Below are 22,489 nucleotides of genomic sequence, written 5' to 3'. Positions count from 1 at the left end.
GCGGCCTCGTACTGCGATGGTCCGGGGCCGCCCGGTTCCGGTCAGCGGCGTCCGACCGCGGGGTCAGACCTTGTAGTAGAGGTCGAACTGGCGCGTCCCGCCGGAGGAGTTGTTGGTGATGCCGAAGCACAGCCGCAGCCCCTCGGGACCGGTGTAGACGGCCATGCCCTCCGGTTCACGGGGGTCGGCGTTCGCGTCGGCCTCCGAGTGGGTGCGCAGGATGTAGCCGGTGGCCGGATCGTTGAGCACCCCGTTGAGGTCCATCGACGTGGTGTGGATGGTCCACTTGTCCACGCCGGACAGCGGCTGCGACGGGTCGCTGGTGCGGGGGTCGCCGTCCAGCATGTAGACGTACCGGCCGTGCGACGCGAAGCCCTGGAACGTGGCGGCCGTGGTGGTGGGTGCGCCGCCCGCGTCCGCCTTGGGGAGGAACGGCTGCTGGATCCGGGCGAGCGGGGCCGGCAGGGCGGAGCCGCTCACGGCTGCCGTCCGTGCCGCCGCCAGGTCGTAGGCAGCGAACCAGTGTTCGCTGCCCAGCGCGTAGCGCAGCAGGAGGATCCCGCGGGCCGCGTCGACGTACGGGGTCATCGCGGTGGCGGCCGGGTCCGGGGAGGCCAGCCGCTGGACGGCGGGGTGGCTGGTCCACAGCACGGTCCGGTCCGCGAACGGGAACCGTACGATCTCCTGGCCGTAGCCGCTCCTGGCCGCGTTCGCCTCGGTCCACACGTAGGCCGGAGAGTTCGCGGTGGCCGGCTCGATGCCGAGCGACACACCGTGCCCGAAGCCGAGCAGGTACATGTAGCCCAGGACGTTGCCGCCCAGGTCGTGCCGGGTGAGGCACAGATCGCCGGACGCGTCGTGCTGGTTGGCGCCGATGGACGGCGTGATGGCGGCCTGACTGCCCCCCTTGAGGTAGGCGACCTGGCTCGCTCCGGCTATCTGCAGGGTGTAGAGGTGCCCGTTGACCGAGTCGTACGCGATGCCCTGCAGGGTGGTCGAGGTGTCCTGGTTGACGATGGCGGCGGAATTCCACCGCGTCGACGGGTGGTTCACGGCGATGAGCGGTGCCCCGTCGGGAATGTTCGCGGGGTTCACCGCGGTGTCCGCGCGCGCGGCGCCGGCCGCTGCCAGGGGCGTCGCCGCGGCTGCGGCGACGCCCGCTCCGGCGAACATCAGTCGACGTCGGGACACTCCTGGCGATGGCATGGGGACTCCTCATCCGCTGTACGGGTGGTGCCGGATCCGCCTGCACGGCCGATCCGGCGGATCACTGTAGAGGAGCCCTTGGCGCGGGCGGGGCGAGGGCCCCGGCGGTGCGGCCGACGGGCGAGCCAAGCCCTTCGGCGCATGCCGCAACGAGGCCGGGGATGCGGGCTGTTCGGCTTCCGCTTCACATCGGGAGGGCACTGCGGCCGGGTCGTGAGCCGCTCGTGGGGGCAACCGGCGCATGGTGTGCCGCAGCATCACCGACCGAGGCCGGGACCTGCCTCGCCGCGCGGCCGACCTGGCCGCCGCGTTCCATGACAAGGTCACCGTCTGCCGTCACCGCACCACCCGCCGATCCCGCGGCCGGGCCGGCCGCTCCCGTCGGACGTGACCGACAACCGAGTGCTGTGGGACGATGCGGGGCGGCCGCGCTCAAGACGGCCCTGGCCTCCGGGACCGCCGTACGAGCGCAGGCCGTGGCCGGCACGGTCCGCACCGACGGCGCGGCGGTGGCCGCGAAGCTGCTGCTCGACGCCGTCGGCTGAGCGTCCCCCCGGCGCGGGAGCCACACCGCCGACCCGGCAGGTTCTGTGCCGCGGCGGGCCCCCGCTCAGGCCGCAGCGCCGGGGTCGTCCCGCTCGGCGCCGCCCCGCCCGGGCCCCGTTTGCGGCGGCCTGCGGCGGGACGAGCTCGCCCGTACCGGGCAGGTGTCCCACACTGGTACAGGGCACCCCGTTGCCAGGCGGTGCCGTCCGGATCCGGGTGAGCGGGAGGCGGACCATGGTCATCACTCACCACATCACCGAAGACACCCTGTACGTGCAGCTCCCCAAGGAGCTGGACATCGACAACCGGGCCGCGGCCGCCCTGCAGATCGAGGGCCTCATCCACACGCACCGCCCCGGCCAGGTCACCATCGAGCTGCCGACCCGGGACCCCTCCCCCATGACCCTCAGCGCCCTGGCGCGTACGCACCGGATGTGCCAGAGCCTCGGCATCCCCCTCACCGCGATCGGGCCGGGCGGGCAGCCGCGGCGGCTCCCCGTCGGCGACTCGGCCGGTGCGACCCGCTCCCAGCGGCTCGAACACGGAGCGCGACACAGCCACTGATCCGGCCGGACGCGCCCCGTCGAGGACGGTGCGAGGGCCGGCCGGTGACCGGTCCGCCGGCTCAGCGGCGGTGGATCCGGTCGACGCCGTACCACTTCGAGACACAGGCGGCGACCCAGTCCCGTTCGTAGTCCGCCGTGAAGAAGGGCTCGGCGAGACCTCCGACGTAGAGGGGCCGGTAGCCCACGTCCGCGGCGCCCCGCGCGGCCTCGGCGCGGATCCGGGAGTTCTGGGCGTCCCAGGCCACGGCGCGGCTGACCGTGACGGTCGTGAGCTGGCGGAGGTTCGGGACGAGCGCCCCCACCGACGCCAGGGCCAGGCAGGCCGCCGCCACCGTGCAGGCCCCGAGGAGCGCGCCGCTGCGGCGGCCCGCCGGCCACCGGCCGCCCCGTGCGCCCAGCAGGGCGCCGTATCCGCACAGCGCCAGTTCCATCGGGACGAGGTAGCTCGTCCAGGTACGGGCGTACGTCCATCCGCCCGGGCCGTAGCCGCTGCGCAGGCCGGCCACCACCGCGAACGACCCCAGCACCACCACGGGCACGGGAAGCAGCAGCACCATGGCCAGCATGTGCCGCGGGACGGCCCGCCGCGGTTCCCCCGGCGCGGCCACACGGCCGGGTGGGCCGTGGAATCTGCTGCTGCTGGACAGGCCCAGGAGGACGCCGGCGGCGGCGGCGCCGAGGTAGGCCCACTGGCCGGTGACCGCGTCCCACATGTGCAGCCAGTCCTCGAAGGTGCCCCTGAGTTCGCCCGCGGTGAGCAGGGACTCCTTGTCCGGCTGCTGGGCGCGGCGCCACCGGGCGCCGGGGGACGTGTACAGCACGGCCAGGCCGCACACCAGGCCGGAGCACCAGAGCAGGCACCAGGTGAAGGGGCGCCCGTCGCGCGCCAGCCCGAGGCGGGGCAGGGCCAGCAGCCCGGCCCCGGCCGCGAGCAGGCCGCTGACGAGCGCGAACGGCTCGCTCAGGGTGCCGAGCACGAAACCGGTGAAGAACGCCGCGGCGAAGCCGCCGGCCCGGACGGCGGCACGTGGGTGCCGGACGGTCCGGATGCCCAGGAGCAGCGCCCACACTCCGATGACGCTCGGCACGGTGTGGGAGATCGTCGCAGGAGCCCACAGCAGTACCTGGTAGCTGCGGGTGCCCGCGTAGTAGAGCAGTGCCTGGATGACCAGGGCGCAGGCGGTCAGGACCAGCAGCCGGGGTCTCCCGCCGAGGAGCCGGACGAACTCGCGCCCCAGCAGGACCAGACCGGCCGTGAAGGTGACGGCGATGACGGTGGGGAGGATCTTGGTCCCGGCCAGTCCGTCACCGTAGAACACCCCGCTCAGGAAGGCGTTGGCGACCCTGCCGTTCTGGGTCCGGTAGAAGTCGGAGGTGATGCCGATGACGCCGAGGTCCCGGGATTTCCAGGCCGCGCACCAGTCGTCGGACGTCGGCCGTACGTAGAGCCCGAGGAAGCACCCGACGGCGATCAGGGCCCCGGCCGCCGCGACGAGGATCCCACCGGCTCCCGGCAGGAGTCCCCGCCGCAAAGGGCGCCCCATCCGGCCGGTCGCCCGGTCAGCCGCCCGGGGACGTGTGCCGAGGTCCTCGTCCTCGATCGAAGACGTGCTCATTCACCACCCCTGTGCAGGAGGCCGGGCCGGACGGGCGGCGGATGCGCCCGCCGGTTCCGGTGACCGCAGGGCCCGCGAACACCCATGATGTGCACGATCACCACCTCCGGCATCCCGGGCACGCCAGGACGGGGGGTGGGCAGGCGCGTCGCGCGCGAGGTCTCCCGGTGCCGCCGCTCACCCGGGCGGCGGCCTGCCGTGGCGGCTCGCGGGCGGCTCTCCGAGGATGGGGAATCCGGACCCACACGTCCGCGGAGCCCGGCGGAGGGAGCGGTGATGCCCGGTGTCCCGCTCGCTCGGTGGGCGGTCGTCACGGCTTCCTTGGCGTGCATCGCCCTTCCCCTGTGTACTGCCGGGGACCATGCCCGGCGGCACACCGGTGGAGGGCGGCCGGTGTTCTTCGTCAGCCCGGTGGGGCACCAGGGACGCGGTGACGCCGAGGGCAGTTACGCGCCCCGGCCGGTGCTCGCCGCCCCGACCGTCGGCCTGCTCTCCAACACGACCGCCGCCGAAGGGGTCCCGCCGTCCACCGCCCGGGGGGCCCGGTACGTGGAGCGGAGCCACGTACTGCGGTTGCCCTCCGGCCGGTGGAAGTACCTCCCCGCCGCCGGGACGGCGTCGGTCGTGGTCGCGCCCGGCCATCCGGCCGCGCGGGAGCAGATCAGGCAGAGCCGCGCCTGGCTGGCCGCCGGCAGGGTCCCGGGGCGGTCTCCGGCGCGGCGCGCGGCGGCCGAGCGGGCCCTGCTGGCCATGCGCGCCCTGCTCCGGCCGAACGGCGCCCTGGCGGCGGGATGGACCCCCGGCTGGAAGTACTCGTGGCCGCGTGACTCCAGCTTCGTCTCGGCCGCCTTCGCGCACACCGGCCATGACGCCGAGGCCTACCGGATCCTCCGCTTCAGCGCAGCGACGCAGCGGAAGGACGGCGCCTGGGATGCGCGGACGAGGCTCGACGGGTCGGGCCCGCCGGACGGCAGACGGTGGCAGCTCGATGCCAACGGCTGGGTGCCCTGGGCGACCTGGCAGTGGTACCAGGCGGCCCCCCGGGCCACCCGCCGGGTCCGGCTGTCCGTCCTCTACCCGATGGTCCGTACGGCGGCCGACCGCGCGGCGGCCTCCTTGCGGGCCGACGGGCTGCCCCCGCCCTCACCGGACTACTGGGAGCTGACGACGACCACGGCGAACATCGGCACGGCCGCTCCCCTGCTCGCCGGACTCAACGCCTCGGCGGACCTGGCCCGGGAGGTGAACCGGCCGGACGACGCGGCGCGCTGGGCGAGTGCCGCGAGGCGGCTCTCCACCGGGATCTCCCGGACGTTCGCCCCGCTGGGCTACCAGCGCACCGCCGACGGGCGGCACGGGCACGACAGCGCGGTGGCGTTCATGGCGCCGCCCTTCAACGCGGCCCCCGCCGGCCTGCCCCGGGCGCTCGATGCCACGTACAAGGCCCTGCTCCTGCCGAACGGCGGCCTGACGCCCGGAAACGACCCCGCGGCGCCCTGGGGCGGCAGCGCCTGGACTCCCAGTACCGCGTTCTTCGCGCTCGCGTGGGCCGGCACGGGAAGACCGGCGAAGGCCGGACAGGTCCTGGACTGGCTGCTCTCCAAGCGGAACGCGCTCGGTGAACTGCCGGAGAAGGTGGACGAGGAGGGCAGGCCCGCATCGGTCGCCCCCCTCGCATGGACGGACTCGATCGCCGTGCTCTCGCTCGTGGCGCTCGACGGTACGGCGCTCCCCACTCCGCCCTTGCGGCCGTAGTGGCACGGGAGTCCGCCCTTTCGCCCGCGGGGCCGGACGCTCCGGGGGCGGGGCCTCAGACGGGCGCCGGCCCGTCCCCCGGTGGCGGAGCGGTACGGAGGCTCTCCAGCGCCGCCAGGAGGCGTCGGCCGGCGAGTCTTTCCGCCGCCACGGCGCGCCTGAACGGGAGGTAGCGCGGATCCTGCCGGGCCCGGGCTTCCGCCGCGGCGGCGACGCGGAGCTCTCGGGCCCGGTCCAGCTCGTTCTTGGCGTCGACGTAACGGCTGTCGAGCAGCCGGTGGTCGAGCACCTCGGCGAAGGCGCGCTCCGACAGCTCGCCGAGCCGGTCGAGCTCGGCGGCGCAGCTCTCGGGGGCCGTGGCGGCACAGCCTTCTTCGAGAGCACGGGACAGCGATCCCAGGGTCGTTCTGAGGTCCGGGTACCCCCACGCCGGCGCAGAATCGTTCCTGCATCCCGTTGCGAAGGCCGCCAGCACGGCGAAGGAGGCCACGGCGCGAACCGCTCCCGGTATCGCGCGCCCGCACCCTGGAGAGCAAGGGGTCATGGGAGCCCCAATCGCCGGTGGTCAAGGGCCTCGGGCAAGGGCCTTCGGGCAAGGCCTTGGCTGAGAGCCTTGGTCAGGAGCCGACCTCCGCCGGGCCGCGACGTGGTCTGTCCGCCATCCTCGCCCGCGCTGATCGGCGCTGCCACCGGAAGCGCCGGGAGCAGCCCGCCCGCGGGCAGGGGCCCTGCGCCGGCTTCACCGGGACTGCGCCGGCCTCACCGGGAGGGGGCGGCCCCGGCCTGCGCGACCGTCGAGGGCTGGACCGCCCGGTGCCAAGAGGAGGGAGGGTTGCCGGCGACCGGCTCGGATCCGGCCGGGGGAGCCGTGGTGACGTGCAGGCCGGCGTCCAGGCCGAGCGCCGCCGCAAGGGCCGTGCCGTCCGGCTCGGCCACGGCCGCCGGAGCGCCCGTGTAGAGCATCTGGGACTCGTACCAGGGCTGCGTACCGTCCGCGTCCGACACGCCGACCGTGCCCTCGCCCGCGCGGCCCGCGAGCAGGCGGCCCGCGACGCCGACGGCGCCGTAGCCGCCCTGGCCGCCCACTTCGGTGACCGGGGAGAACTCCGGCGCGGCCGCGCCCGCGGTGGCCAGGCTCGTCGCGACGGCACCCGTACCGGGCCGGCGGAAGTACAGGCGGACGCCGTCTCCCTGCGGACCCGCCGAGAGCGGGCCCGTGGTCGCGGGCAGCCCGGTCCGGAAGGGGCCGCCGTACCGGGCGTCCGGCGTCGGCTGCACCCAGGCCAGCACCGTCCCGGCCGTCGCCGCGTACACGTGGCGCCGCCCCGAGCCGTCGGTCGCAGTGACCGGATCACCCAGCAGACCGGAGCCGCCCAGAGCCTGCCAGGCACCGAAGGCGCCGTCGGGGGTCTCCTGCGTACGGGCGCGCAGGGTGCGCCGGGAGTCCCGTACGTACACCGTCAGCCGGCCGGTGGGGTCCACGGAGACGGCCGGTGCACTGATCGCCGAGGTGCCGGCTATGTCCACCGTGTCCGGGGTGCCCAGCGACCGCCAGGGGCCGAACGCGCCGTCGGGCGCGGTCTGGACGGCATACACCAGCTCCCGGCCGTAATCCCGGGCCGTCGTCCCCAGGGTGGTGCGGGTGGCGAACACCGCGATCCTGCCGTCGGGGAGCCGGGCCGCCGTCGCACCCGCGTCGATGCCGGTGCCGGGCAGGAACCGGGGGCCCAGCCAGGCCGCCCCGGGGCCGCTGCGCGACCAGTACGCCATCCGGCCGTCCAGGACGGCGAAGGCCCACAGCCGGCCGGGGACGCCCTCGGCCATCCAGGAGGTGCCGTCGCCGCGGCCGTAGCGGATGGTCTGGCTCCAGCCGGCGCCGGCGGGCCGGGTCGCGGTCTTGCGGTCGCCGCAGCCCGCGGGGCTGCCGCACCAGTCCTGGTGGTCCAGCCAGGCGTAGGTCTTGAGGTAGCCGAGCTTTTCCTCGGCCGTCCGCGGGTCGAGCGTCGGGGGCAGGGAGGTGTTGGGGTAGCTCACGTAGTTCTGGACGGAGAAGTGCGGCCGGTCCGTGGACTTCGCGTAGCGTTCGGCGGCAGCCTGCACGAAACGGGCGCCGTAGACGTGGTCCTGGTGGTCGAGGAAGACGCCACTGCCCTCCGACCTGCCCGGCGTCGGGTCCTGCGTGCGTATCGTCGTCGGCTTGTACCTCGCGAACACCTTCGCGATGGCGTCCACGACCTGGTCCTTGCTGTACGAGAACCAGGGCTTGACCGGCGTCCCGGAGGTCAGCTGGGCGCCGAGGGAGGGGACCTTGGCGTCCCACAGACCGCGCAGGCTCTCCGGATTGTCGTCGGAGATGCTCCGGGCCTCCCGCAGCTGCATCCAGACCAGGTTGACCTCGGGCCGGGCCACGAGGACGTCCACTTCCGCGCTCCCGCCGCCGACGGTGGGCAGGGAGGTGCGCTGCCAGGCACTGGTGCGCTTCCCGGTGGCCATCTCCGCGTAGGCGGCCCGGATGCCGTTCTGCCGGGCCTCCGCGTAGGCGGCACGGTCGGCGGGGCCGGCGGGGTCGTCCAGGTGAGGGCTGTGGGCCTCGTTCCTGCCGTCGGACTCGCCCGAGGTCAGGTAGACGGTGGTGACCTTGATGCCCGTCTCTATGGAGCGGCTCAGGTCGGGGTTCAGGAAGAAGAGGTCGTCATCGGGATGCGCGACGACCTGGACGACGGAGCCCTCGGTCACGCTCGGCCGGACGATCGCCTCGGGGGCCGTCGCCTGCTGGGCGGTCGCGTACCCGTAGGCCCAGCTCGTCACACCGACGACGCCGACGCCGAGCGTGGCGAGCAGGGCCGCGAGGCGGGTGCGGCTGGCCAGGGACATCTACAACGCCTTGGGGATCGATCCGTGCGGAATTCCGACGAGGAGTCAGTCGGCGCCCCGATGGCTCTACCGCTTCCGGAGACGACCGGGGCCGATTATGCCCCGCGCGTTTTCGCCTGACACACCATCAAGTGGTATATGACGGAAACCGAATGCGATGCACCTTATGGCGGAGTTGTCCTATTTGTTAAGGCTTGAGCCGTTCGGGCCGAGGGGGTCCGTACGGCCGGTGCGGGCCGCCTGGCCTGCGCTTCAGGGGGTCGTGCGCGGCGGCGCCGACGACGGCGCGCCCGCCCGGGTGTGACGCAACCCACGGGGCCGGGGCCGGCGTGACCGGCGGCGTCGTACGGGGGACCCCGGGAGGCGGCCGTCACACCGGGGCATCCCCGGCGTGCCGCCGGGGGCGCGTCGCGCGGGCCGGTGGACCGGAGCCCGCGGGCCGGTGGACCCGGACCCACGGGCCGGTGGACCAGGGCCCGCGGGTCCGCGGGCCCGGGCCGCGGGCCGGTGCGCCGCGGACTGCGCGGGCGCCCGGCCCGGGCGGCGTCAGCGGGTCGCGCCGAAGTCCTGCGTCCAGTAGGAGTTCGGCCCCGCCAGGCCGACACCGATCTCCTTGAAGGCGCAGTTCAAGATGTTCTCGCGGTGCCCGGGGCTGTCCATCCAGCCGGCCATCACCTGCTCGGGCGTGCTGTAGCCGTAGGCGACGTTCTCGCCGTAGGTCATCCAGGCGTAGCCGGCCCGGGTGATGCGCTCGCCCGGGTCGGAGCCGTCGGAGCCGGTGTGCGACATGTTGGCGTGCGCGGCCATGTCCTTGCTGTGGTTCAGCGCGGCGCTCGTGAGCTTCGCGTTGACGGTGAGCGCGGGGCAGCCGGCCTTGGCGCGTTCCTGGTTGACGAGGGCCACCACTTCGGCGGCCGGGCCCGAGGGCGCCGCGGTCGCGGCGGTCGTCTTCGGCGGGCTGACCGGGACCGCCGGCCGGGCCGGGGCCGGCTTCGCGGGGGCCGCTGCCGTGGGACGCTTCGTCGCCTCCGTGGACGGCTTCGCCTCCTGGGGCGCCTCGGTGGGCTGCGCGGTCGGCTGGACCGTCTCGACGGGAGTGCCCGCGCCGCCCGGCCGGCTCTCGACCGGCGCGCCGGGGAAGGAGGCGCTGTAGGAAGGGGCGCTGTAGGAGGGGCGCTTGTACTGCTCGCCGTCGGCCTTCGCCGCACCGGATCCCTGGGGGCCCAGGCATGCCATCGCGGCCGTGGGTATGCCCACGATGCCCAGGGTGGCGGCGGCGATGAATATCTTCTTCTTGTGCTGCGTCCTCTTACGGTGCTTCCGCATGCGTGACCTCACTTGGTTTCGGCGAAGCGTTCCTGCGGCTGAACTGCCGGAGCGCCGAGCGGGCCGCCATTGTGAGAACGCCGGGAACGGGCTGGCAAGTTTCTCCTTCGGCCCGCGGGACAGCGGCGGAGGCCGGGCTTGAAATGGGCGGAGAGTCATGCTGACCGTGCGGCCGCCGGGTGCGGTGAGATGAATGAACGGCCATCAGAAGCACCTGCGACGTGGAAACTTGTCACACATCCGCCCACTCCTTGAGACGCCCATTTCGACGGAGACGGGAATGCCCGATTCCAATCGGACAAATCTCGACATGTCGGCGCGGCACTCCCGGACGTAATGCTTCCGTGATCACCTGCGACGGCGTGATGCATGTCACTGTTTCGCGCGGGCAGCGGCAGGCGCACCCGCGCGTCGAACGAACGGCCCGACGCGCAAGCCGCCTGGCAGGGGGTCAGCCCTCGGCGACCCATCCCGGCACGGTGGGGAGCACCGCCTCGGCGAGGCGGAGCAGCACCGCGTCGTCCGGTACGCCGCCGTCCGCGCGCCACACGGTCAGGTCGAAGGAGCCGCCGCTGTCCTGGGGGTCCCTGGCCACGGTGAGGGTGCGGGCCGGGACACCGGGACGGCCGGCGGTGCCGCTCCCGTCAAGGCGGAACGTGATCCTGACGGTGCGGTCCGAGTAGAGGGCAGCCGGACGGCCCAGTACCGTACGCTGCCCGCCGTCCCCGAGCAGGGAGGCGGACGCGGCCACCGGGAGGTCGTCGTAGGTGGCCGTCAGCTCGACGGTGTACGTCGCGAACTCCACCCGGCCCGAGGGAGTGGCGATCTCCTCCCCGCCGGCCGGCTTGAGCGAGCCGTTGCCGCCCCCGGCGCTCTTCACGGTCTCGCCGGGCGTGCCCAGCAGCCCTGCCAGGTCGGGGCGGTTCAGCGCCCCGCACAGCTGCGCACCCGAGAGCCGCCCGGACGCCTGCCCCGGCTGCCCATCGGAGCACCTGGCAGGCGCCGCCCCGTGCGGCAACGACTCCTGCCGGAAGGTCCACAGCCCGGCCCCCAGGGCCGCGACCATCACCACGGCCGCGACGGCCTGTCCCCACGCTCCCGCGCTCGTCGTGGACCCGCCCATGCCGTCGGCCATGCTCCCCCACCTGCTGCGATCCCCCGGTACGTGCCCGGGGACCCTAACCCGTGATCATCAGGTGGACCAAGGGGATTTGGTCTACGGGGAGTGCCGGAGGCGAGGGGGGACGGGGGGACGAAGGGGGGACGGGAGGAGGGCCTGTCCGGCGTGTCCGCCGAGGGCGACCCCCTGGCCCGGTCGCGCTGCCTACCGTGGCCGCATGAACGCACGTGCAGCGCTGCCGTCCGCCGGATACGGGATCCGGTGCGCGCGACGAGCAGAGTCGCGCACGGTCGCCGCGCTGCTGGCCTGCGCCTTCGCCGACGACCCGGTCATGGCGTGGATGATCCCCGACCCGTCCGACCGGCTGCACAGGATCGCCCTGTACTTCGAGCTGGCCCAGCGGCAGCAGCGGCCGCGGGCCGGCGCGGTCCGGGTGGCCGCGACCGCCGACGGACGGCTGCTGGGCGCCGCACTGTGGTCGGGCCCCGGCCGCTGGAAGACCTCCCCGCTCCAAGAGCTGGCGGCGCTGCCGCGCTACGCGCGCGTCTTCGGCGCACGGGGGATGTCGCGGGCGGCCGACGTGCAGAACACCCTCCACGCGGCCCACCCGGAGGACCCGCACTGGTACCTGCCGGCCCTGGGGACCGATCCGGCGCTGCAGGGCGCGGGAATCGGTTCGGCCCTGGTGCGGGAACAGCTGGCCCACTGCGACCGGCTCGGGCAGCCCGCGTACCTGGAGTCCGGCAAGGCCTCGAACGTCCCCTTCTACGAACGCCTCGGCTTCCGCGTCACACGGGAGATCCGGCTCCCGGACGGCGGACCGGCCCTCTGGCCCATGTGGCGCGACGGGAAGGGCCCCGCGCAGTAGCGGCTGCCCGCCCTCCCGCGGAGGTTTTCGCGGGCTGCGGCACGGGCCCGGGGGGGGAATACCCGGGGGATGCCGCAGTCCCTCGACCGTTGAACCGCAGTCGCGGACGCGACTTTTACCAAGATCGGTTTTCGGCGTCAAGCCACGTATTCGAGGGTCATGACGCCACTCTCGCCGCAGGGTTTATTTGAAGTACGCCCTCACCGGGACGAACCCCCGGAGACAACGAGGCCCAACCCATAGCCCGGCCCTTTCCCCGGGCTGTTCCACCCACCCTTTTCCTTACCTCGAATGGAGAATTCCCATGTTCCAGCGTTTCTCGACCCGTCGTATCGTGCTGGCCGGCGCTTCCGTGGCCCTGCTGGGCGGCGGCATCGCCCTCCCCGCGACCGCCATGGCCGCCCCGGTCACCGCCCCGCAGCACGCCGTCGCCCTGGTCCAGGACGACAGCGCCGACGGCATCGGCACGGGCGGCGGCTCCAACGCCGAGAACACCACGGTGGGCGGCAACGCCACCGGCGGAAACGCCAACTCCGGCGTCGGCATCTGCAAGGGCAAGTGCACCATCACCACCGGTGCCGCCACCGGCGGCAACGCCAGCGCCGACGCGATCAACCAGGGCGACGCCACCTCCGTGGGCGGCGACGGCAAGGGCAACGGCGGCATCGTGAGCAAGACCGACGCTCAGGCCATCAAGGACCAGGTCAAGGCGAACCTGAAGGCCAAGCTCGGCAAGTGAGAGCCGACCGCCCCCCGGCTCCCGGGGAGTGCGTCCCGGCCGGCCGGCCACACAGCGGATGCCGGAGAGGCTCACAGCCTCTCCGGCATCCGCGCGCCCGTGGACCGGCGGGGCGCCGTGGATCAGGACTGTCCTGATCACAGCCAAAAGATGTCCGGAAAATACCAGTAGGAGAGGTTTCATCCGCCACTGGAGGGCTATGCTGCTGGTAGGCCTACGAGGCGAGCGAGGGAGTCCGACCGAAGTAGCCGACTGGGGCGGAAGTAGGTTCTCCGCCGTGGCCGACGTCATCGGTAGGGCTGAGAGGCAAGACGGTCGGAAGACCTGAAGGCGACCTCCACCACCTGATCCGGACCATACCGGCGCAGGGAGCCCGCTTCGTAGGTCGTTTTCGTGCCGACCTGCCGCAGAGCCGTGTGCCCTGCCGCAGAGGCGTCGAAGAGGCGCCGTCGAAGAGGCGCCGGCCGTGCGGCCTAGGGCCGGCCCGCTTCGCCCCCGCCCTCGACCCGGTCGACGAGGATGATCGCCACGTCGTCCGCCAGACATCCGTGCGTATGTCCGAGCAGTGCCTGCCGCAGCTCCTCCAGGAACGCCTTCCGGCTGTGGTCCCGCATCGTCGCCATGGCCCCGGGCAGGTCGAAGAAGGCGTTGTCGCGGTCGCGGGCCTCGATGACGCCGTCCGTGTGGAGCAGGAGCCGGTCCCCCGGTGTGAACGGATAGCTGTCCAGCCGCCCGGGAGGACCGCTGATGAACTCCTCCAGGCCGAGCGGCGGCAGCGGGGTGCTGGGCGTCAGGGGCCGTACGGCGCCGTCGCGCAGCAGGAGCGGCGGCGGGTGGCCCCGGTTGACCACCTCGATGGCGGGGCCGTCCGGGACCTGGGCCACGACCGCGGTGACGAATGCTTCCCTCAGGGCGTCCTCCCCGCCGCCCGTCCCGGCGCCCGCGATGGCGGCGTCCCGCCGCAGGGCCGCTCCGCAGTGGTTGATGACCTCCAGCAGGTCTTCCTCGTAGTGCACGGCCTCCCGGAACGCGCCGAGCACGACCGCGGCGGCCCGTACGGCGGGCAGTCCCTTGCCCCGGACGTCCCCGACGATCATCCGGAGCCCGTACCGGGTCTGGACCGCGTCGTACAGATCGCCGCCGATCTGCGCGCCCTGTTCGGCCGCCATGTACATGCTGGCGGCCCGTACGGGGCCCAGGCGGGCCGGCACGGGCCGCAGCAGGACCTCCTGGGCGGCCACGGCGATACGGCGGAGCTGGTTGAGCTCGTTCTCCCGGCGCGTGCGGGCGGCTCTGCTCGTCATGAAGCTCGCCACCGACACCAGGAACAGGGCGAGGAAGTTCGTGTAGACCTGCTGGCCGCCCCAGGCGTTGTTGCGGGTGGCGGTGGCCACGCTGACGGCTACGGCCACGCCCGCCGCCGCGAGCGTGCCCTTGGGGCCCATCGTCACGGCCGCCAGGGCCGGTGTGGCCACCAGGAGCGGGCCGGTGTACAGCACGTGCGCGGGCGTGAGCTCGATGAGGAGCACCAACAGGGCGACGGCGAACGGCACACACTCCGCGAGGGTGTACAGGAGCTGGTGGTCGCCGCCGGCTCCCGGTCCCGGGGGCGCACGCAAGGGCGCTCTCATGAGTACAGCCTGCCTCGCCCGGTTGCACGCCCGCCACTCACCGGATGGAACGGCCCCCGCTCACCGGACCACCGCGCCGAGCAGGGCGTACGGGCGCCGCCGCGATCGGGTAGGGATGCGAAAGGGCGGGGCCCGTCCCGCCGATGCCCTTCGAGTCTGGAGCGCCGCGCACCCATGAGCAGCCACCCCGCGGATGTTCCCCGGGTCTCCCGCAGGGAATTCGACGCCCTCTTCGCCTCGGTCCGCACCTGGGGCCGCTGGGACCCGGCCGACCGTGGCGCCTGGAACCGGGTCACCCCGGACCACGTCCGGCGGGCCGCCACGCTGGTCCGGGACGGTACGGCGGTGCCCCTGGGGCTGCCCTGGAACACCCTGGCCGGCCCCGACAACACCAGGCCCGCCCTGCACTACATGTCCGACCTCGGCGACGTGGAGCCCCCCGAACCGGCCACCCACAAGGACTTCCTCGCCGTCGACTACCACGGCAAGGGCGTCACGCACCTCGACGCGCTGTCGCACATCGCCTACCGGGGGCAGCTCTACGAAGGGCACCGGAACCGCGAGGTCGTCGGCTCCGACGGGGCTCGTTTCGGCTCGGTGGCGGCGCTCGGTCCGCTCGTCGCCAAGGGCGTGCTCCTCGACCTGCCCGCCGTCCTCGGCACCGACTGGCTGGAGCCCGGGCAGGCGGTCCGTGCCCGTGACGTGCTCGCCGCTGAGCGGGCGCTCGGCGTCGGGATCGACGACGGATGCGCGGTGCTGCTGCGCTCCGGCCGGTTCCGGCGCCGCCGCGAACTGGGGCCGTGGGACGTCGACGCGGCGAGCGCCGGCTTGCACGTGGACGCGATGCCGCTGCTGGCCGAGCGGGCGATCGGCCTGCTGGGTGCGGACGGTGACAGTGACGTACGCCCCTCTCCGGTCGAGGGCCTCCACTCCCCCGTCCACGCACTCGCCCTCGCGGCCATGGGGGTGCCGCTGCTGGACAACCTGGACCTTGAGGCGCTGTCCGCCGCGTGCGCCGCGGCGGGACGGTACGAGTTCATGATCGTCGTGACGCCCCTCAACGTGCCCGGCGGGACGGGGTCGCCGGTCAATCCGGTCGCCGTCCTGTGACTGTGAAGCGGCAAATCGCCAGGAATATACTCGGAACGCGCTTATTCGACTTCACCGCACGGACCCGAGCGATCATCCCGATACCGCTGGGGCGCACCGGCAAGGGGAAGTGATGCAGATGGCGGTCACGGGAGAACAGATCGGCCCCGCACGCTCCCGTGAGCGGTTCCTGGTGGGCGAGTCGGTCGGGACCGGGGTCCGGAATCCGATCTTGAACTCGTGGCTGCGCTGTCGGCTGCTGGGACTGTCGCCGGACCAGACCGAGCTGCCCTACACGGACGACTTCGATCCGGACAGCCGGCTCGTACGTGCGGCCGGACCCGTGCTCGACCAGCTGCAGGCCCGGTTCTCCGGCAGCAAGATGAACATCTCGGTCGCCGACGCGAACGGCACCGTGCTGCAACGCCGTTTCGGGGAGCCCTCCCTCGCCCGGAGTCTGCCCCCGATCCAGAGCGTGCCCGGCTTCGTCTTCGCCGAGCGGTACGCCGGGACCAACGGCATCGGCCTCGCCCTGGCCGAACGGCGCCTGATCCAGGTCTACGGCGCCGAGCACTTCGCCGAGCGTTCCCAGTCGAACGCCTGCTGCGCCGTCCCGCTCCGTGACCAGCTCAGCGGCCGCATCGTGGGCGTGCTGTGTTTCGGATACCCGTACGCCTACGAGCGCCCGGCCCTCACGGTCATGGTCCGCCGGGCGGCGGAGTCGATCGAGCGCCGGCTGATGGAGCAGAGCTCGGCGCGCGAGCGCGGGCTGCTGCGGACGTACCTCGACGCGGAACGGCGCGCCAGGACGGGCCGGGCCGCCGGGGACGGGCACCACACCGGACCCACCGTCCCCGCCGAGCCGCCCGGACTGGACGAACTGGTCGATCTTGAGTTGGACCCGCACGACCAGACGGTCCTCAAGGAGAAGGCGACCGAGCTCATCTCCGCCTCCCGGCGGGCCGCCGTCGAGGTGGCGCTCCCCCACGGCCGGGAGGCCACCTTGCTGAGCCGCCCGGTCACCAGCCGCTCCGGGGTGGCGGGCATGGTCGTCGAGGCAGTGCTCAGCAGCGACACGCCCCCCGTCCACCACCTCTCCGTCTCCCCCCGCGCCGGACGGCCGCCCGCCGCGCCACCGCCCGGCACCTCCGAGTCCCGGCCAGGCTCCGAGTCCCGGTCCGGCTCCGAGTCCCGGCCCGGCACGGTCCGCGGCCTGGTCCTGGTGGGCGAGCCGGAAGTCGGGAAGTACGCCATCGAGGCACGACGCCGCCTGGAGCTGCTGGCCGAGGCCAGCACCCGGATCGGCACCACCCTGGACGTGGGCCGCACCGCCCGGGAACTCGCCGAGATGGCGGTCCCGCGCCTGGCCGACTACGTGACCGTCGACCTGCCCGAGGCCGTACTGCGCGGCGACGAGCCCGCCGATCCCGGGACCGACCTGCACCGCACGGTGGTGCACGGCATCCGCGAGGACTGTCCCTTCTACCCGGCCGGGCAACACGTGGAGCTCCTCCCCGGGACGCCCCACATGCGCTGCCTGACCGGTGGGCACGCGGTCCTGGAACCGGAGCTGAAGTCCTCGGCCGGCTGGATCGCCCAGAGCCCCGAGCGCGCCCGGCGGATCCTCGGGCACGGCGTGCACTCGCTCATCGCTGTGCCGCTGCTCGCCCGGGGCGTCCTGCTGGGCATCGCGAGCTTCTACCGCGCCGAGGACCCCGCCCCCTTCGGGGACGACGACAGTCGGCTGGCCCAGGAACTCGCCGCCCGCGCCGCCCTGTGCATCGACAACGCCCGCCGCTACACCAGGGAGCACACCCTCGCCCTGGCCCTGCAGCGCAGCCTGCTCCCGCGCGGACTGCCCGAGCAGGGCGCCGTCGAGGTCGCCCACCGCTATCTGCCCGCCGAACACGAGGTCGGCGGCGACTGGTTCGACGTCATCCCCCTGTCCGGCACCCGCGTCGCCCTGCTCGTCGGAGACGTCGTCGGCCACGGCCTGCACGCGGCCGCCACCATGGGGCGGCTGCGGACCGCGGCCCGCAACTTCGCCGAACTGGAACTCGCGCCCGACGAGCTCCTCACCCACCTGGACAACCTGCTGGTACGCCTGGACCGGGAGGAGGGCGGCGACGACGCCACCGGCAGCGCCGGCATCGTGGGCGCCACCTGCCTCTACGCCATCTACGACCCCACCTCGCGGCAGTGCACCATGGCCCGGGCCGGCCACCTCCCGCCCGCACTGGTCCACCCCGACGGCAGCGTGAGCTTCCCCGACCTGCCCGCCGGGCCCCCGCTGGGCCTGGGCGGCCTGCCCTTCGAGACGGCCGAGGTCGAACTCCCCCGGGACAGCACGCTGGTCCTGTACACCGACGGGCTCGTCGAGGACCGCCACCGCGACATCGACGTCGCCCTCGACCAGCTGCAGCGTGCCCTGGCCCACCCGGGCCGGAGCCCCGAGGAGACCTGCCGGGCGGTCGTCGAAGCCATGGCGCCCGAGCACCCCACCGACGACATCGCCCTGCTCGTCGCCCGTACCCACACCCTGCCCGCCGACCGGATCGCCGTGTGGGACCTGCCGGCCGACCCCGCCCGGGTCTCGGACGTCCGCACCGCCGCCACCCGCCGGCTGGCCGACTGGGGACTGGACGAGCTCGCGTTCTCCACCGAGCTGATGCTCAGCGAGCTGGTCACCAACGCGATCCGCTACGGCACCGAGCCGATCCAGGTGCGCCTGATCCGGGATCGCGTCCTGATCTGCGAGGTCTCCGACGGCAGCAGTACCGCCCCGCACCTGCGGCGGGCGGCCGGCACGGACGAGGGCGGACGCGGCCTGTTCCTCGTCGCACAGCTGGCCCAGGCCTGGGGCACCCGTTACACCCCCCGGGGCAAGGTCATCTGGGCCGAATGCGCCGTGGACGCGGCCTGATGTCCGTCACGTCCCTGAATGTCCCCTGAGTCCCAGTAGCATCCTCCCTGTCCCACCCTCCCGTGAGGGAGGTCCGAGGTCGCCTCCGGAGACGTCCGTGCATGACGCCCATGACCCTTCCGACACCTCGACGAACCTCCCGCCCCGGAGCGGCGGCGGTGAACCGCTCGTACGGGTACGCGGCCTCGGCAAGCAGTTCGGCGGGACCCTCGCGCTGGACGACGTCAGCCTCGACCTCCACGGAGGCAGCGTGCTCGCCCTCCTCGGTCCCAACGGCGCCGGCAAGTCCACGCTCATCAAGGTGCTCGCGGGGGTCCTCCGGGCCGACGAGGGCGAGGTGACGGTGGCCGGGCACCCGCTCGGGTCCGAGGCGGCCACCGGGAGGATGTCCTTCATCCACCAGGACCTCGGCCTGGTGGAGTCGATGACGGTCGCCGAGAACATCGCCCTGGGGACGGGCTACCCGCGCCGCCACGGCCTGATCTCCTGGCGGCTGACCCGCGAGCGCTGCGCCGAGGCCCTCGGGATCGTCGCCGGGCACCTGGACCCCGAGGCGCGGATCGCGGACCTCGCGCCAGCGGAGCGTTCCCTGGTGGCCATCGCCCGTGCCCTCGCGGGACGGGCGCAGCTGTTCGTCCTCGACGAGCCGACCGCCACCCTGCCCGCCGCGGACTGCACCCGCCTCTTCGACGTCCTGCACGCGTTGCGCGACCGGGGGCACGGCATCCTGTACGTCAGCCACCGGCTCGACGAGGTGTACCGGGTCGCCGACACGTTCGCCGTCCTGCGCGACGGCCGCCTGGTCAGCCAGGGGCCGCTCGCCGGGTACGGCCCCGCGCGTCTGGTCCAGGACATCGCGGGCGGCGTACCGGCCGGGCGCGGGCCGGGCGGCGCCGTTCCCGGCGACCGGCCTCCCGGGCCTCCGGTGCTGCGTCTCGACGCCGTGACGACCCAGCACGCCGGGCCCGTCAGCCTGGAGCTGGCGCCCGGGGAGATCCTCGGCATGGTGGGGTTGACCGGCGCCGGCCACATGCACCTGGGGCGGGCCCTCGCCGGCGCGCTGCCGCTGCTCGGGGGGCGGGCCCTGCTCGACGGCCGGCCGTACCGGCCGCGTACCGTGGCCGCCGCCCGCGGGCGGGGGGTCGGTTTCGTGGCAGCCAACCGTCAGGAGGAGGGCTGCGCCCCCGATCTGACGGTCCGGGAGAACTTCCTGGCAAACCCCCGGGCGGCCGGCGTCCCGGCCTGGCGCTGGCTCGGCCCCCGGCGGGAGCGCCGCGAGGCCGCCGCCCTGATCGAACGGTTCGCGGTGCGCCCCCGCGACAGCGAGGTGCCCCTCGCCACCCTCTCCGGAGGCCATCAGCAGAAGGTCGTCCTCGGCCGGTGGCTCCGCGGCGGTCTGCGGCTGCTCATCCTCGAAGAGCCGACCGCGAGCGTGGACGTCGGAGCCAAGGCGGCGATCCACCGGCTGCTCGACGAGGCGGCGGCCGAGGGCCTCGCGATCCTGCTGGTGTCCACCGACTTCGAGGAGGTCGCGGACCTCTGCCACCGCGCCCTGGTCTTCGTACGCGGATCGGTGGCGGCCGAACCGGCGGGTGCCGCCCTGACGCCCGCCGAACTCACCCGCGCCTCCTCGGCCATGCCCGCGATCACCGGAAGCACGACGGCCCCGTGACCCGCCGGTCCCCCCGCGGGCATCACCTCCTCGGGAGCTACGGGCTGCCGGCCCTGGCCGTCCTGCTCTTCCTCGTCTTCTCCGTGGCCCTGCCGGACACCTTCCCCACCCGGGACAACGTGTCCTCGATCCTCTCCAACCAGTCGGTTCCCGCCCTCCTCGCACTCGGTGCGACGATTCCCGTCGCCACGGGGAAGTTCGACCTCTCCATCGGCTACGGGCTGGGCCTGGCGCACGTCGTGGTGATGCACCTCCTCGTCACGGAGGGGACGCCCTGGCCGCTCGCCTGCCTCGCCGTCGTCCTCGGAGGGGCGCTGGTCGGTGCCCTGAACGGGGTCGTCGTCGAGTTCGCGCGGATCGACTCCCTCATCGCCACGCTCGGCACCGGCAGCATCATGTACGCCCTCACCGGATGGCTGACGGACGGCGGCCGGATCGTGCCCGGCCCGGACGGCCTGCCGACCGCCTTCACCGGCCTGTACGACGCACGGTTCCTCGGGCTTCCGGCGCCCGCCTTCTACGTGCTCGCCGCCGTGCTCGCCCTGTGGGTGGTGCTGGAACGGCTGCCGCTCGGCCGGTACTTGTACGTCATCGGCTCCAACCCCCGGGCCGCGGGCATGCTCGGCATCCCCACCCGCAGGTACTCCGTTTACGCCTTCGCCGGTTCGGGCCTGGTCGTGGGCCTCGCCGGGGTCCTGCTGGCCGCGCAGCAGCAGATCGGCAATCCGAGCGTCGGCCTGGACTACCTGCTGCCCGCCTTCGTCGGCGCGCTGCTCGGCTCCACCACGATCAAGCCCGGGCGCGCCAACGCGTTCGGCACCCTCGTGGCCGTCGCCGTGCTCGCCGTCGGGCTCGCCGGGATCGGCCAGCTCGGCGCCCGGTTCTGGGCCACCCCGTTGTTCAACGGCGGCACGCTCCTGGTGGCCGTCGGCCTGGCCGGATACACGGCCCGGCGGCGGCTGCGCACGCGGGCCGCGCCGGACCGGAACCCGCCCGCCCGGCCGGCCGGGCCGTCGGCAGGAGGGGCCGACGAGGACGCCCCCCAGCCCCCAGCGCACCCCTAGTCAGGAGCACCGTGTACCCGAACCGCACCAGCGTCCTCGCGGCCGCGGCCCTGTGGGCGGCCGCAACCGCTCTCCTCGCCGGCTGTGGAGGGGGTCCGGCGCAGACCCCGGCTTCTCCCCCGGCCCCGGGCGCCGGCTGCCCGGCCGTACTCGCCGAGGCGAAGGAGGCGGTGGGGCAGGCGGAACGTACCGACCTCTCCTGGAACGGCCCCACGACCGGGCCCGCGGCGGTTCCCGGCAAGACCGTCGTCTATGTGGCCCAGACCATGACCAATCCCGGTGTCGCCGGAGTCGCCAAGGGCATCCGGGAAGCGGCGGCGGCCGCGGGCTGGCAGGTCCGGGTGATCGACGGGGAGGGCACTCCGGCGGGCATCCAGGCCGCGCTCAGCCAGGCGGTCACCCTCAAGCCCTCGGGCATCGCCATCGGCGGCTTCGACCCGCTGCTCACGGCGCAGCAGACGGCACGGGCCGAGGCTGCGGGCATTGCGCTGGTCGGCTGGCACGCGGTCACCTCCCCCGGACCGAGCACCCGGCCCCGGCTCTTCACCAACATCACCACGAACGTGGCGGAGGTGGCGCGGATCAGCGCGGACTGGGTCATCGCCGGGTCCGGCCGCGGCGCCGGGGTCGTCCTCTTCACCGACGACTCCATCCCCTTCGCCCGCAACAAGTCCGAGCTGATCAAACAGCGGCTGGCCGACTGTCCCGGGGTGAGGCTGCTGGCCACGGAGAACATCCCCATCCCGGACGCGAGCCAGCGCACCCCGCAGCAGGTCTCCTCCCTGGTGTCCCGCCTCCGGAACCGGTGGACCCACTCCGTCGCGATCAACGACCTCTACTTCGGCGACGCCGCCCCGGCGCTGCGTGCCGCCGGGCGCCCCGGTGAGGGGCCGCCCTTCAACATCGGCGCGGGCGACGGCGACCCTTCCGCCTTCCAGCGGATCAACAGCCGGCGCTACCAGGCGGCGACCGTCCCCGAGCCCCTGAACCAGCAGGGCTGGCAGATCATCGACGAGTTCAACCGTGCCTTCGCGGGCCGTCCCGCCAGCGGCTACGTGGCACCCGTCCACGTGGTGACGGCCGAGAACAGCGGCGGTGCCACGTCCTGGGACCCGAGGGGCTACCGAGAGGCCTACCGGAGAATCTGGCGCGGGTAATTGCGGGGGCCGTCCGGGGGTCGGGGACCTTTTACCAAGATTGATTCCGGGCGTCAAGGCACGTATTCGAGGGGCATGACGCCCGTCTCACCGCAGGGTTTATTTGAAGTACGCCCTCACCGGGACAGACCCCGGAGACAACGAGGCCGACCATAACCCCGGCCCTTACCCCGGGACATTACACAGACCCCTTTGTCTCATCCCGAATGGAGAACCTCATGTTCCAGCGTTTCTCGACCCGCCGTATCGTTCTGGCCGGAGCTTCCGTGGCCCTGCTGGGCGGCGGTATCGCACTGCCGGCGACCGCGATGGCCGCCCCGGTCGCCGCCCCGCAGCA

17 protein-coding genes and 1 riboswitch are annotated in these 22,489 nt (G+C 73.6%); of the genes, 10 read left to right on the top strand and 7 right to left on the bottom strand.

Annotation, left to right across the window (positions count from 1 at the left end):
- Positions 1–63: 63 nt before the first annotated feature.
- Positions 64–1,206, bottom strand: coding sequence for a hypothetical protein (locus ABZ128_RS12300; RefSeq protein WP_356847880.1), 1,143 nt, complete (start codon positions 1,204–1,206; stop codon positions 64–66).
- Positions 1,207–1,613: 407 nt separating this feature from the next.
- Here ABZ128_RS12300 and ABZ128_RS12295 point away from each other — a divergent pair, with 407 nt between their 5' ends.
- Positions 1,614–1,751, top strand: a complete 138-nt coding sequence (locus ABZ128_RS12295; protein ID WP_356847879.1) for a hypothetical protein — start codon at positions 1,614–1,616, stop codon at positions 1,749–1,751.
- Positions 1,752–1,986: 235 nt separating this feature from the next.
- Positions 1,987–2,316: a hypothetical protein gene (locus tag ABZ128_RS12290; protein ID WP_356847878.1), complete on the top strand. Its 330-nt coding sequence runs from the start codon at positions 1,987–1,989 to the stop codon at positions 2,314–2,316.
- A 61-nt stretch (positions 2,317–2,377) separates the two neighbouring features.
- On the opposite strand, the gene ABZ128_RS12285 is transcribed toward ABZ128_RS12290, so the two are convergent.
- The gene (locus ABZ128_RS12285) at positions 2,378–3,934 is read right to left on the bottom strand and encodes a hypothetical protein (protein WP_356847877.1); all 1,557 of its coding nucleotides are present in this window, start codon (positions 3,932–3,934) and stop codon (positions 2,378–2,380) included.
- Positions 3,935–4,327: 393 nt separating this feature from the next.
- On the opposite strand from ABZ128_RS12285, the gene ABZ128_RS12280 reads away from it, so the two are divergent.
- Positions 4,328–5,689: a hypothetical protein gene (locus tag ABZ128_RS12280; RefSeq protein WP_356847875.1), complete on the top strand. Its 1,362-nt coding sequence runs from the start codon at positions 4,328–4,330 to the stop codon at positions 5,687–5,689.
- Positions 5,690–5,744: 55 nt separating this feature from the next.
- On the opposite strand, the gene ABZ128_RS12275 is transcribed toward ABZ128_RS12280, so the two are convergent.
- The 4 genes from ABZ128_RS12275 to ABZ128_RS12260 all read right to left on the bottom strand — a co-directional run bounded on the left by ABZ128_RS12275 (position 5,745) and on the right by ABZ128_RS12260 (position 11,024).
- On the bottom strand, positions 5,745–6,179 hold the full coding sequence (locus ABZ128_RS12275) for a hypothetical protein (protein ID WP_356847874.1): 435 nt from the start codon (positions 6,177–6,179) through the stop codon (positions 5,745–5,747).
- Between the two features lie 269 nt (positions 6,180–6,448).
- Positions 6,449–8,563, bottom strand: coding sequence for a PIG-L family deacetylase (locus tag ABZ128_RS12270; protein WP_356847872.1), 2,115 nt, complete (start codon positions 8,561–8,563; stop codon positions 6,449–6,451).
- Between the two features lie 546 nt (positions 8,564–9,109).
- Positions 9,110–9,889 (bottom strand): CAP domain-containing protein, encoded by a 780-nt coding sequence (locus ABZ128_RS12265; protein ID WP_356847871.1) that lies wholly within the window; start codon positions 9,887–9,889, stop codon positions 9,110–9,112.
- Between the two features lie 451 nt (positions 9,890–10,340).
- Positions 10,341–11,024, bottom strand: a complete 684-nt coding sequence (locus ABZ128_RS12260) for a DUF6215 domain-containing protein (protein WP_356847870.1) — start codon at positions 11,022–11,024, stop codon at positions 10,341–10,343.
- Positions 11,025–11,226: 202 nt separating this feature from the next.
- Between ABZ128_RS12260 and ABZ128_RS12255 the strand changes: the two genes are divergently transcribed.
- Both ABZ128_RS12255 and ABZ128_RS12250 read left to right on the top strand, forming a co-directional pair.
- Entirely contained in the window at positions 11,227–11,877 is a 651-nt protein-coding gene (locus tag ABZ128_RS12255; RefSeq protein WP_356847869.1) for a GNAT family N-acetyltransferase, read from the top strand.
- 304 nt (positions 11,878–12,181) lie between these two features.
- Positions 12,182–12,616, top strand: coding sequence for a hypothetical protein (locus ABZ128_RS12250; protein ID WP_356847868.1), 435 nt, complete (start codon positions 12,182–12,184; stop codon positions 12,614–12,616).
- Positions 12,617–12,833: 217 nt separating this feature from the next.
- Positions 12,834–13,004: riboswitch (TPP riboswitch) on the top strand.
- Positions 13,005–13,089: 85 nt separating this feature from the next.
- Here ABZ128_RS12250 and ABZ128_RS12245 read toward each other — a convergent pair.
- Positions 13,090–14,247, bottom strand: coding sequence for a PP2C family protein-serine/threonine phosphatase (locus ABZ128_RS12245; protein ID WP_356847866.1), 1,158 nt, complete (start codon positions 14,245–14,247; stop codon positions 13,090–13,092).
- Positions 14,248–14,421: 174 nt separating this feature from the next.
- On the opposite strand from ABZ128_RS12245, the gene ABZ128_RS12240 reads away from it, so the two are divergent.
- The 5 genes from ABZ128_RS12240 (at position 14,422) to ABZ128_RS12220 (ending at position 22,152) form a co-directional block, all read left to right on the top strand.
- Entirely contained in the window at positions 14,422–15,357 is a 936-nt protein-coding gene (locus ABZ128_RS12240; RefSeq protein ID WP_356847865.1) for a cyclase family protein, read from the top strand.
- A gap of 118 nt (positions 15,358–15,475) precedes the next feature.
- Positions 15,476–18,259 carry a SpoIIE family protein phosphatase gene (locus ABZ128_RS12235; protein WP_356848061.1) on the top strand — a complete coding sequence of 928 codons (2,784 nt, stop codon included), beginning with the start codon at positions 15,476–15,478 and terminating at the stop codon, positions 18,257–18,259.
- A gap of 97 nt (positions 18,260–18,356) precedes the next feature.
- A complete protein-coding gene (locus tag ABZ128_RS12230) occupies positions 18,357–19,931 on the top strand; it encodes a sugar ABC transporter ATP-binding protein (protein ID WP_356847863.1) in 1,575 nt (524 codons plus the stop codon).
- A complete protein-coding gene (locus ABZ128_RS12225; protein ID WP_356847861.1) occupies positions 19,928–20,995 on the top strand; it encodes an ABC transporter permease in 1,068 nt (355 codons plus the stop codon). Before ABZ128_RS12230 ends, ABZ128_RS12225 begins: the two co-directional genes overlap by 4 nt.
- Positions 20,996–21,006: 11 nt before the next feature.
- Positions 21,007–22,152: a substrate-binding domain-containing protein gene (locus tag ABZ128_RS12220; RefSeq protein WP_356847860.1), complete on the top strand. Its 1,146-nt coding sequence runs from the start codon at positions 21,007–21,009 to the stop codon at positions 22,150–22,152.
- Positions 22,153–22,489 lie beyond the last annotated feature (337 nt).

This window comes from Streptomyces sp. NPDC006326, from assembly GCF_040612915.1.
In the GTDB taxonomy this organism is placed as follows: domain Bacteria; phylum Actinomycetota; class Actinomycetes; order Streptomycetales; family Streptomycetaceae; genus Streptomyces.
The sequence above is the reverse complement of the archived record's forward strand: the minus strand, read 5'-3'. Positions and strand labels throughout refer to the sequence as shown.